The organism is Longicatena caecimuris (assembly GCF_004341945.1).
GTDB classification, from domain to species: Bacteria; Bacillota_I; Bacilli_A; order Erysipelotrichales; family Erysipelotrichaceae; genus Longicatena; species Longicatena caecimuris.
Window position 1 is genome coordinate 44,658 of the sequence record NZ_SMBP01000017.1, and the last position, 12,807, is coordinate 57,464.

Annotated in this window: 12 protein-coding genes; all 12 read right to left on the minus strand. The window is 36.9% G+C overall.

The genetic code is table 11. From position 1 onward, the window contains the following. Position 1: 1 nt before the first annotated feature. The 12 genes from mreB to lepB all read right to left on the minus strand — a co-directional run bounded on the left by mreB (position 2) and on the right by lepB (position 12,733). Positions 2-988, minus strand: a complete 987-nt coding sequence (gene mreB, locus EDD61_RS10045) for a rod shape-determining protein (RefSeq protein WP_008690978.1) — start codon at positions 986-988, stop codon at positions 2-4. 140 nt (positions 989-1,128) lie between these two features. Next, entirely contained in the window at positions 1,129-1,743 is a 615-nt protein-coding gene (locus tag EDD61_RS10050) for a M23 family metallopeptidase (protein ID WP_008690977.1), read from the minus strand. 41 nt (positions 1,744-1,784) lie between these two features. Beyond that, positions 1,785-2,723: a stage II sporulation protein D gene (gene spoIID, locus EDD61_RS10055; protein WP_008690976.1), complete on the minus strand. Its 939-nt coding sequence runs from the start codon at positions 2,721-2,723 to the stop codon at positions 1,785-1,787. 43 nt (positions 2,724-2,766) lie between these two features. Continuing rightward, the gene (locus EDD61_RS10060) at positions 2,767-4,347 is read right to left on the minus strand and encodes a response regulator transcription factor (RefSeq protein WP_132225242.1); all 1,581 of its coding nucleotides are present in this window, start codon (positions 4,345-4,347) and stop codon (positions 2,767-2,769) included. Beyond that, positions 4,322-5,998 (minus strand): sensor histidine kinase, encoded by a 1,677-nt coding sequence (locus tag EDD61_RS10065; RefSeq protein WP_226896800.1) that lies wholly within the window; start codon positions 5,996-5,998, stop codon positions 4,322-4,324. Before EDD61_RS10065 ends, EDD61_RS10060 begins: the two co-directional genes overlap by 26 nt. Before the next feature lie 15 nt (positions 5,999-6,013). Then, positions 6,014-6,217: a DUF1146 domain-containing protein gene (locus EDD61_RS10070; protein ID WP_008690970.1), complete on the minus strand. Its 204-nt coding sequence runs from the start codon at positions 6,215-6,217 to the stop codon at positions 6,014-6,016. Positions 6,218-6,277: 60 nt separating this feature from the next. Further along, positions 6,278-7,480: an O-antigen ligase family protein gene (locus EDD61_RS10075; protein ID WP_008690969.1), complete on the minus strand. Its 1,203-nt coding sequence runs from the start codon at positions 7,478-7,480 to the stop codon at positions 6,278-6,280. Positions 7,481-7,657: 177 nt separating this feature from the next. Next, the gene (locus EDD61_RS10080; RefSeq protein ID WP_008690967.1) at positions 7,658-8,329 is read right to left on the minus strand and encodes a hypothetical protein; all 672 of its coding nucleotides are present in this window, start codon (positions 8,327-8,329) and stop codon (positions 7,658-7,660) included. An 89-nt stretch (positions 8,330-8,418) separates the two neighbouring features. Then, positions 8,419-9,633, minus strand: coding sequence for an ATP-binding protein (locus tag EDD61_RS10085; protein WP_132225244.1), 1,215 nt, complete (start codon positions 9,631-9,633; stop codon positions 8,419-8,421). Next, positions 9,630-10,328 carry a LytR/AlgR family response regulator transcription factor gene (locus EDD61_RS10090; protein WP_132225246.1) on the minus strand — a complete coding sequence of 233 codons (699 nt, stop codon included), beginning with the start codon at positions 10,326-10,328 and terminating at the stop codon, positions 9,630-9,632. The genes EDD61_RS10085 and EDD61_RS10090 overlap by 4 nt, the downstream gene beginning before the upstream one ends. Before the next feature lie 189 nt (positions 10,329-10,517). Beyond that, on the minus strand, positions 10,518-11,828 hold the full coding sequence (locus EDD61_RS10095) for a hypothetical protein (protein WP_132225248.1): 1,311 nt from the start codon (positions 11,826-11,828) through the stop codon (positions 10,518-10,520). Positions 11,829-12,043: 215 nt separating this feature from the next. Then, positions 12,044-12,733: a signal peptidase I gene (gene lepB / locus EDD61_RS10100; RefSeq protein ID WP_008690962.1), complete on the minus strand. Its 690-nt coding sequence runs from the start codon at positions 12,731-12,733 to the stop codon at positions 12,044-12,046. Positions 12,734-12,807: the final 74 nt, after the last annotated feature.

Below are 12,807 nucleotides of genomic sequence, written 5' to 3' on the forward strand. Positions count from 1 at the left end.
TTTAGCGTACCAGATGCAAATTCTCCAATAAGATTCCGGTTCCTTCTGCAACACAGCGCAATGCATTTTCCGCAACATATACTGGAATATGTAATTCATTACGCAATAATTCATCAATACCATGCAACAATGCACCACCACCGGTTAATACGATACCTCTGGTAACAATATCGCTAGCCAATTCCGGAGGTGTCTGTTCCAATACCGTTTTACAAGCACGTACAACATCCTGCAGGCTTTCTGCCATACTACCCTGAATTTCCTCAGAGCATAAGGAAATCGTTGTTGGTAAGCCGGTAACCAAGTCACGTCCGCTGACTTCCATTGTTTCATGTAAGCTGCCTTTCCAAGCAGTACCGATATTTTTCTTCACTTCTTCGGCTGTACGATCACCGATCAACAGTTTCTTTTCTTCTTTTACAAATTTAATGATATCACGATCAAAGGTATCTCCAGCAATCTTCAAAGATGTACTGGATACGATTTCCCCTAAAGAAATAACCGCAACATCGGTAGTACCACCACCGATATCCAATACCATACAGCCACTTGGCTTACCGATATCCAAACCGGCACCAACCGCTGCTACTTTTGGTTCTTCTTCAATAAATACTTTTTTTGCCCCTGCGCGATAAGCGGCATCACGAATGGCATTTCTTTCCACACTTGTAATATTGCTTGGACAACAAATCAGAATCGTAGGACGTTTGAACATTCCCTTGATTGCCAATTTCTTAAAGAAGAAATTCAGCATAATTTCGGTTACTTCAAAGTCCGCGATAACGCCATCCTTTAAAGGACGGATTGCCAATACTCTGCCTGGTGTTCTTCCAAGCATATCCTTTGCTTCCTGGCCTGCAGCCAGACATTTTTTTGTTTCTGCATCTATTGCCACGACGCTAGGTTCGTCAATAACGATACCCTCGCCTTTTACATACATTAATAAGTTCGCTGTTCCTAAGTCGATTCCTACTTCTTTCGAAAACATAGTTATTCCTCCGTTCTTCAAGCAAATATCATTATAACATAAAATTCCGATTAAAAAAGGCAAATTCTGCAAACTTCAGACATCCTTAAGATTTAACCGCTTTCTTATTTTACGGATATGAAAATAGTACCCTTTAGGTACTATTTTATCTCGCTCAAAGTCTTGTCAAAGACGGTTTTCGGATCTATGATCGTACCATTTTTTTCAACGACCATATGCAAATGCTTTCCTAACTCTTTATTGTAAATATTCGTACCCGCTTTAGCAATGGCATCACCCTGATTCACTTTATCACCTTGTTTTAATGCCACATCATCCAGGCTTTGATAGGTGATGGAAAGATCCTTGCTCTTGATGGTAACACTCTTTCCAAACAAGGCATCTTCTTTCACCTCACTGACATCACCGGCAAAAACAGCTAAAACATCAAAGGCTTCATCGTTACATGCATAATCAATTCCCTGATTGGCACGATAGACACCTTCAAATTTCGTCATGCTGTCAACTTCATGATCCTTACCATCAAAGTATTCTAACACCGTTTTCGCTTCTACATTGAATGGATGGATGCCTTTCTGCGTGGTATCCGGCAATGACAATACCGGAACACTTTCCTTGAACACTGCCGTGTCCTCTTTATCCTTGCGGCTTGTGTATTCATAGCTGATAAACGCTACGGCAATCACCAGCACACAGCTTAATGCAACAATCAGTCTTCGTTTTGATGTGTTTTTTTCTTTCGTATAGCTATACATTTCATCACCTCTAGTGATGATTATTCCCTTATGAAATTCCTTTATACATCCTTTTTTTCAATCTTTACATCAGTGTAATAATGATGTAGGATTTCCTGATAGCTCTTACCTTCCAACGCCATCCCCTGAGCACCATACTGTGACATTCCTAAACCATGCCCATATCCTTTTGTCGTGATGCGATAAGCATCCCCGGTTTTTTTAATGGTGAAACAAGAAGAGCGAAGATTTAACTTCTCTCTTATACTGCGTCCGCTAAATGTTATACCATCGATTTTTATACTTTTTACATAACCGCTGGCATATCGAAGCGGCTCACTGATTTCGCTGACAGGATTTTGAAAACCCAATTTCGTATGAAAGGTATTGCTATCGATCGTTACCGTCTTTTCATATCCCTTTTCCTTTTTATCCCAATGGGAATCGACACTACGCAAGTAGGGCGTTTTACTTTCCCAATACTCCTCCGCATTTGCCGTTTTCCCACAAGAGCCGCTAAAAAACACTGCGGATATCGGTTTTCCCTGATACGTCAAAATTTCTCCAGATGTCTCTTTCACGGCCTGTTTGATACGTTTAGAATACTTCGCATAGGATGCCCCCCATATTTGCTTTAATTGTTTATCATCATGATAAACTTGTGTCTGTGTCGTATCATCTACTTCTAAGCCTCGCCGTATCACAAAGGTCCTCGCCGCAACACATTGCGCTTTTAATGCTTCCATTTCAAAAGATGCTGACATTTCAGAGGCTATGACACCACGTAAATAATCATCCATAGCCAAATGCAGCTCACTGCCATCTTGTCTGACGACATGTACTTTCTTTTTAGATTCTTTCTGCTTTTCAGCTGTAAAAGATTTCTCTTCCTGTGTCTGCCATTTAAGCGATGACTGCTTTCCATCTCCAATATGTAACCATAAGTAAAAGATAACAATGATGCTGAGAACAAGCGCGACTGCCTTGCATGTTTCCTTCAAAGCCTCACACCTCCCCTATCATGGTATGATGACAAAGCCGGTTCTATGCTTCATCATCCTGAAGAACTTTCTTACGATAATCACTTGGTGATACATGATAGTATTTTTTAAACACCTTATTAAAATATAGCTGATCTTCCATACCGACAGCATTTGCCACATCCTTAATCTTATAAGCGGGTTCTTGTAACAATTCTTTGGCCTTCTTCATTCTTTTTTCATTAATATAATAATTCAGATTGATACCCGTCTCACTTTTGAATAATCTACTCAGCGTACTTTCATTCATATCTAATGTTTCTGCCAGCATTTTCAAATTCAGTTTCTGATGATAATTCTTTTCCACAAAATCCATCACTTCCGTTATTTCACGGCGATATTTACTACTGCTAGAATCTTTCATCCACTCCTCAATCTTCACAAAGCCTTCTTTTAACACTTCTGACAATTTATCCAGTGTTTCACATTTCCGTATGTTTGCGGTGATTGCGCCAAACGGCATGTTCTGTCGGGCTCCTTTTTCAATCTCTTTTCCTTCTAAGTTATTAATAATAAAAATCGTATATTCTAAGACTTGTCTTGGTACGATATGATTTTCACGCATATACAATAATGTCTTATCAATTAATACATTCGCCTGATGAAAATTTTTCTTCTGCACCGCCTCCAGCAATTCCACATGGTATTGTAAATCATTCATTTGCAGGCTATGAAACAGATCCCCTTCTTCACTGTGTATCAACACACCTTCCCCTTTATAAAAGCGCTGTTCATGAGCCTGTACCACCTGCATATATACTTCATCATAGGTCTTTAAGGTGCGCTGTATATCAGATAAGGTAATCGATAAATGGACATCCAGATATTGTTCAATATTTCGCATAATGGAATTACATATCGTTATAATACGCAACTTCTCCGCACTGTGGAAAAGAATGACACCAGAGTGATTACTAATAAAAATCACCTGATGTTTTACATATAACGAGATACTTTCGCGTATCAAATCACGCAGATTACTCTGTAAACGCGCATGTTCTTTAAATTTCCCTTCATAAAGCATATTAATATTATCAACACGAAAATAAGCCAATTGATAAAAATCCTCATATTCCCGAAAAATCGGTTGTGCTAAAGCTCGCTGATATTCCTTCATATCAATGATATGCTCATTTTTACTTAATACCATGCATTGTTGTAATTCTTTAATTCCCTGTTTTTCTTCTTCATTTTGTGATGAACCACCTTCTTCACAGTTTTCTTTCACCTGGGTGATGATCCTGGTCAATTCTTCTTTTTCCAATGTAATCTTTAACAGATAATCAAAAGCGCCTGCCTTCATCGCATCACGGACTAGCTCAAAGTCGGAATAATTGCTTAATACGATGACTTGTGTATTTCGACTTTCTTTTTTTATTTTTGTTATGAGTTCTATGCCATCCATTTCCGGCATTTTCAAATCGGTAATAACAATTTCAGGGTGTACCTCTTGAAAGATGCGATAAGCTTCCTTGCCATCCTTGACCGTCGCAATCACCTCACAGTGTAAGGCCTGCCAGTCAATCATATTTTTTAACGTGATTCGGATCAATCTTTCATCATCTGCTATCAATACCTTGTACATCTGTAATTCCCCCTTTCCTATATGGAAGCAACAGTGTCACAATGGTTCCTTTATTCACTTCACTCTGAATATTCATCGAATATTTATCTCCATACATCAAGCGTATGCGCTCTTGTATATTCATAATACCGATGCCACTTAATTTCTTATTGGTATAGGATTGTTCCACCTCTTGAAATCCTTTTCCATTATCTCCTATCTCTATTTTCAAACAACCTTTTTCAGCCTGCGCACGAATCGTCAAAATCTGATGTTCGCGATCTTCTTCAAATGCATGCAGAATACTGTTTTCAACAATCGGCTGTAACAGAAATTTCAAAATACGGCAATGGCGTACATCTTCATCAATATTATAAACCGTTTCAAACAAATCACCATAGCGAAGCTTTTGAATGATGATATAATTTTTCACATTTTCTATTTCTTCTTCCACATCAACATATTCATTACTGTCTACGATCGTATTACGTAATAACTTTGATAGCGCACTAATGCCTTCACTAACGGGATTGTCTTCATTTAAAATCGCCAAATAATGAAGTGTATTTAACGTATTGAATAAGAAATGCGGATTTATTTGTGCCTGTAACAACTGAAGTTGCGTTTCTCTTTTTTGTTCCTGTTCCAGTGCAACCGTCTTTACTAATTCCTGTACACGATTCAACAAGTCATTAAAGTTTTCACTTAATTCATGTACCTCATCTTTCCCATTATCCTCCACCTGACTACTAATAAGATTCGTTTCATCAAGCTTACGCATGGATACCAAAATATTATGAATCGGATCATAAATACTGTGATATACAATAGTCGATAAGATAGCTTCTAATATCAAGATGGCCACTCCATAAAGAAATAGCATATTCCGCGTACTATGAATTTCTTGTAAGACATATTCCGAGCTTACCAGATTGACAACCTTCCAATCCATGCCCTCGATTTGTTTACTTTCATGGTAATAAGACTTACCATTCACATTGACCATGTCTTGACTTATCTGAATATTTTTTCCTTTCGGAAACGCTGCCTGACCAAATAAATAATGATTATCCTTATCAATAATGATCATCATATTTGAAATACTGGAAGCATTGGTAAATGATGGACTGAATGCTCCCTCTTTAAAACCACCACAAACATAGCCAATGGTTTCATTATGGTAAACGATACGTTTTGTTAAGAATATTCCATTATGTTCTTTTTTATATGCCCAACTAATATCCAAGGTAGATGGTAATGACAAATTTCCTTGTTCCTTTTCACCGGCATCATCATAAATGACTTCCTGTTTCTCATTAAAGAGCACCAGACGATTTCGTCCGTTTAAATTCATATTCATCTTTGCATAGGCAACGAAATTTTTGCGTACAGAGCTTTCACCATCACTCAGCAACATGTCATATACGATTCCTTGTGCACAGAATTCCGTCATCTGATCTTCAAGACGCTCCATATTCAGATGAAAGAGTTCTTCTACCATCTCAACAGAATGTTGTGATGATTCCTGATTCTTTGATATGATCATTTGCATACTGAAATTATAGTATAATAAAAAACAGATAATCATTACCACCAATGGCAATGCGATAAAACCAAATAAAAGGCGGGAGCGTATGCTCACATTACGTAACAATTTGCGTCGCTGTTTCATATCATGCACCATCATCTATAGACCATTGAACAAAGATATATTCAATAAAAATTGTGCTACCAGATAGCCTAAAGCCAACGCTAACAACAATAGCAGACATTGCACTTTTCCTGGTTTGTGCACATCACAAAAACGGTCAAATTTGACACTGCTTAATGCCCAGAAACTTGCCGCAAAACAAAAAAGATATACAGTAAAAGTGATTAGGAAATAACGCATAAGCACCCTCCTTACATTTCTTATATTATATCATACTTCTCCATCAAAAAAAGGGAGGCGTTAAACCTCCTCTTGTGTATACGCACGTTCTTTGTGGAAGTAAATACTGGAGCTTGATAATATCAGAAGAAACAACAAGCCCGTTTGTACCCAATACACTGTATAATCCAACATGCCATGAATCAAGACAGTTAGGATACAGGCAACGATCAAGGAACATAAACGCAAATCAATGCGTCTTACAAATAAACGATATATTTCTTTCAGATTACTGCCAAAATAGACTCCCATGATCAATACGCCAATCACTCCATGACTTAAGATAGGATCTAAAATCACATTATGAGCATGTTGTGTAGGATGTCCACCATATTGTTTATAAATATGGAAATAAGTCAATGGACCTTCCCCCAGCAAAGGATGCGCCTCTATTCCTTTAACGGCTGTTGTCCAAATTTTAGCTCGCTTAAGAAAATCCGTAAAGATAGAAGCTCTTTGAAATACCTCCGGCTTTAATAATATTGCTATCCCACCTGTTCCAATTGCACTCATGGTCGCGGTGAAATAACCAAAACGCTTATTCATCAAAAACATGAAAGGTATCGTCACAACAAATGGTACCCAGGCCGTACGACAGCCTGTCAGATATAAAGCAAATAGATTTGCCAAAATCGTTACGATATAAAAAATAATACGGCGTTTTGTTTTAACCTGCATCATCTTATATACGCAGATAAGCACCAGAAATTCAATCATCATTGCATAGTAATTGGCATTAAAAAAGGTTGAATTCACACGATTTTTAGGACTGTCTTCAATAACCAGCATCATAAAATCATAGTTCAGACGATGTACGATACGCATATATTCCATCAAGGCCCAAGCTACACAGAATAATGATATGATGCAGCAGGCATCCATTAACAATTCAAATAAACGTTTATTAATCACCGTACGGAAGTAAAAAATAAAGAGAAAGATCACTAAGATACCGATTCCACAAACAGCTCCCAGCCAGTTTTGATGGAATGCTGCCACCAAAGAGGCTAACAAGCAAAAGGCAATTGCGAATTTTGATCTTGGTACTGATTGAATGATCGTTTTCATACGTCCCTGAATAGTTAAATAAAGCAATACACCGATAATCGCGATGATCGAACAATAGAAAGGTAAAAATATCGTACAGACAACAAACATGATCAGATATTCATCAAATGAAAAGTTGTCTAGCTTGCGATGTAAAAAGGCAGCAATTTTGTCCATGTTTGTTTCCTCCGTTCCTAAAAGTAGCTTTATTATAGCATTCCACATCGAAAATAACAATTTACCAAAGTAATCTTACAAATTTGATAGAAAGAAAAAACACGCCTTTGCAAACAACAGATAGAATTACAAAAGAGCCATCCAGAAGATGGCTCCATCAGTGAAAGGGAAGAAAACTCAGAATTTATAAGGCTTATTGATTGTCTCCATATATTCATACATCGTAATATCCGGATTCTTCAACGCCTCCAGAAGATGATAGGGATCCTCAATGATAACCCCACAAGTCTTCATATATTGGAGAATATTTACTATGTCTTCATGATGAAGATTGGCAAAAATAGGTAAGCCTCCCGTACTTGATGGCAACAGGAAGCCATTTTCCATGGAATTCATGGTAAACAACTTCACATCTTTATTTTTCAATAGGAAATATAGCTGCATGGTGTAACGACTATATCCCCAGGTGCCCCATTTGCGCTCAAAGGTAAACTTAACTCTATCAATTTCATGCCAATACAATCGTTCATAAAAATCACTAATCTCTTTTGATAACAAGATCTGTAATACCAATGATAATTTTTTAAAATGACCGTATGGAGGAAGATAAGCCAGATATGTTTCATGATATTCCATACATTTGCTGGAATCTATCGCAAAGGGGAGCCATAAGCATTCGACGAACATTAGAAAGACGATCATACAAATGGTAATGTTGGATTGGGATAAACCAAGTGTATCCTTTAACAGTCCCTGCATTGCAACACCAAACAACAATCCGATAACCGCAATAACAGCTGCACTGGCTAGAATCTTTCCACGTGAGACATTTCCTTTCTTCTGCTTCATAACAATACCTCCCATAGGTTTTCTTTACCCGCTTATACAATACGTCATCTTTTACTTTCTGTGTCATACTTTTGCATAAGTGGCTGCTTTTATGACACATGTGGTAAAGCAAGATGTATTTTGGTAATAAATAATTGATGTTCTTGATCAAAGCAACAATGCAGATCTCCTTGATATTTCTGTGCCACATCTTGCATATTACGCAATCCAAAACCGTGATAAAAGGTATCCTCTTTCGTTGACAGCATGCGTTCACCAACTTGATGTACACTTTCACAGCTGTTTTTCATTTTTATAAAAACATACCCTTTCTCTTTGCGTATCTTTAACTGTATGACACGTTGTTTACATTTTACACAGCTTTCAATAGCATTTTCCACCATATTGCAAAAAATAGCGCTCATATCCACAGGATCAAACTGATCTTCTGCAAATGGTTCTACATCTAGTATCAATTGAATATCCTGCTCCATGATATCTTTTTGATAATTGCGCAAAACCCGATCCAGCAAAGGACAACCGGTAGGAATAAAACTTACCACCTCAGAATAAGTCATCATGATTTTTTTCGTCAATGTATCATTCTCTTCTATTGTTTTATTATTTAAGAGCTTCATCTGTTTACGTAAATCATGTATCTGACGTAATATTTCATCATTATCCTTTTGTAATCGTTCATACTGAATGACATTTTCTTTTGCTAAATGTCTGCGATTTGTTATTGATAACATCGTTTCATACTGCTGCTTTTGCACATACGCAAAACGATTTAACAACGTGATCATAAGAAATAGCAAAAACGGTAACATATGCTCTATATGCATCATATTGGATTTCTTAAGCCAGACAAACTGTATCATGATACCTAACAACACTCCATATGCCATTAATAAAAACCATCCGCCTTCGCTTTGCTTGCGAAGTATCAAAAAAAGCAACGCATGAAGGATTCCCTCGACAAGCAGAAAACACATGCATTTTGCATACCAATCATGGAGAAAAACATCCATCATGAATACCACCAGCAAGGAGAGGATAAAACTTACCAGAAAACTGCAGAAACATTTTACAAAGGCTGTTTCTTTCTCATAAATGAAACCAGCAAAGATACACAATGCCCATAAACCATATAAATACCAATCCATTGGTAACACCAAGCTGCTTAGACAAGCTCCCATAACCAGGATGCTCATAAACTGCCTGATTTTCATCTTCATTGCGGAAAACTGAAACCATGTCTCATAATATAAAAAGGTCATATAAAGCATGCTGCCTGTGCAAAGAAATACCGTGAAATAATTCATAGACTCATCTCCTGAAACTGTAACCAGCTTTCTTGTACTTGCTGCACTCTTCTTCTAGCCAAGGGTAAAGTCTCATGATTGCTTATTTCAATACAGTCTTTATGAATCTGCATAATATGGCTCAATTGTACAAACAATCCCTTATGACATTCAACAAAATGCACATGTAATTGCTTTGCCCAATAACTAACCCCTTCCTTACTTTCATATACTCCTTGAGGCGTATGGAAACAAGTCGTTCTTCCAATACTTTCAAAATATAAAATTTCTTTCATTTTCACCATGGTTGTCTCTTGGTGCATAGTTAAAGTCAGTGTTTGTGAGGTATCTCTTGTCTGTAAAATTTCATCCAATTCACTATACAACAAAGTCTCATGAATTGGCTTTAACAAATACCGGGATGCTTGTATCTTATAACCCTCTAAAGAATATTTTAGATAGCTGGTAATTACTACGATAATCATATCCGGTAAACGTTTACGTAATTCCATCGCAATTTCAATCCCATTTTCTTCTTGTATCTCAATATCTAAAAACAGCATATGATATATCTTCGTACTATCTAGAAGCTCTTTTCCATTTGTATAACGATCAATTCTGGCTTCCATATGACGTTTGTCAAAATATGCCCGCAATAAATCTTCATTTCTTTTCCCATCCTGATATTCGTCATCCAATACACAAATTTGCAACATCTTATCACCCTCACTAATAGTTTCATTATACACACAATATGATAAAAAGGATGTATGAAACACAAAATCGGTTCTTTTTCTGACATCACCGGTAAAAAAGACGTAAAAATCATAAAAAAAGGAAACCCTAAGACCCTACATCAGGTTTTACGATTTCCTACGTTTTTTGCCCACCACTTACAAGCGAGACTATTCTAACTCTTTTAGCTGATTATCAATTTTTTTGATTTCTTCTTCTAAAGTCGCAATTTCATTCTTTTGTTCTGTGATTGTCTGCTCAGCCTTGCTCTTCTTGCTTTCTGCGGTTTCTTTTTTCTCATTATAAATACCGGTAAGTGAAGATGCTTCTCCAGTAAGACGATTATATTCTGTCATAGCTGCATTTTTTCTTTCTAATGCCGCATCTAAACTTTCTTTTAACTGAGCTTTTACTGTTTCATCTTTTTCCGCATTATAATTCCCTAAAATACGTTCATATTCATCGTTGGCTGCCTTATACTCACCATTTTCATAAGTACTTACTTTTTTCTGCGCCTCTTTAGCCTTTGCCAACTCATTTTTTTCTAAAGATGCTAAAGTTTCAGTTGCATCCTTCTTATCCTTTTCGGCAAGTTCCAACTTATCGTTGGCATCTGCTTTCCGCTGTACATAGGTTTCTCTTTGTTTCTTTAAAGCTGCAATCTTGGCTGAGGAATCAGTAACATCGTCTTTGTTATTGGTATCATCCTTATTTGCATCCGTATTTGTCGGATCCTTGGTTGGGGTTGTTGGTTCTTCTGTTTGCTCCGGTGCCTTTTTATTATCATTACCGCCAAGGAAAGTATCCATTGCATATTGTACGGCAAAAAAGCATGCAACGATGATTAAAATCCCAACAATACCAAGAATGACATAGGTAATGATTTTATTTATCTTCGTATTTTTTTCTTCATCATCGCCTTCATCTTCTTCCACTTCTTCTTTTTTAGATGTGGTTTTCTTAATTGATTTCTTTACAGGTAATGGTTCTTCAGCCTCATCTAACACATGTACATCCGATAATGGCTGAACGATCGTTTTCCCCAATTTTTCCTCGTCTTCTGCTTCTTCATCATAATCAGAGATTGGCATCTGCTGAGTCATCGTTACATCTTGTGGCTCTTCAGCTGCAGTTAGGCTTTTTTTGCCATTCATGATTACCAATGTCTGATCATTTGTATCATCCACAAAGCCTACTCTTGTTTTCGCCAGTTCTTCTTCATCTACGCGAATATCAGGGATAGCTTTCTTCTCTGTACTTGCTTTTTTATCTTCAAAGATAGGGGAATGAAATTTCTCTCCCGTTAATGGATTAATCGCATTTTCCTCTTGGTTTCGTGGTGATGCTGAAGCAGTTGTCTGTGCTTCTTTTTGGCGTTTCATCTCTTCTATCTTTCGGCGTAATTCACTATCTTTACTATAATCGTTAATAATACCTGTCAAATCTACATCATCATGTTCGTTTTTTCTATTGTTCTGCATACGATCCCTCCGTTACAATTAGCGGTTTCATTTAATGAAAGAGCGTCCAATCGGACACTCAAGAAGAATTTTCACACTCAAAGGAGGAGAGAAAAATTCTTATATAAATCTATGCATCATGATTTCATTGGCTAGATGAAAACACATAAATTTACGTTATTATTATAACACTGAATTTTTCAATCTGTCATTCCATTTCTTAATTTTATCTTACACTATTCAGGAGCACCGTTTCTTACCATTTTAATTTCCGTGAAAGGAAATAAAACATAAACATCCTTACCAACGATAGCAGATTTTTTAAAAGGCCCGACTGCTCTAGAATCATAAGATACCACACGGTTATCTCCCATCAAAAAGTATTCATCTTTTCCTAAGGTTATTTTATTAAAATCCTCCGTAAATGGTTTCCCCTGTGATCGAATATGATTTGCATACTCTGTATTTAGATAAGGCTCTTCTAATGGCTTGTCATTTACATAAACCACATCATCTTTCGCATATACCGTATCATTTGGCATACCAATCACACGCTTTACCCAGTTTTCATCAGTTTCTTCATTATAGACAACCACCACATCCTGGCGTTTAATGCCTTGGGTCTTTGCCAAAAAGATATTCATGACACCGATTTCTGAATCGCTAAGCGTTGGATACATACTATCTCCATCAACCTGCACTGGATTGATGACAAAGTGTGATAACAGCATTACGACGATAAAGCAGATGATGAAGGTTCTGGCTAAATCAAACAATTCATACTTCCATCCGCTTTTCTTAGGCTTTTTCTTCTTGCTCTTTTTCATTGAAGAACTATCTTCTTGTTGTTCATCATCTATAATCATAGCTTCTACATTTGGTTTTGTATTTTCTATTGTTTCTGTTTCTGATTTCTTTTCTTCCATAAAGGTTTGCTCCTTTTCGACTATGTACATTATTATAACACTACTTATCTAAAACAAAATGGGAAATTGTCGAA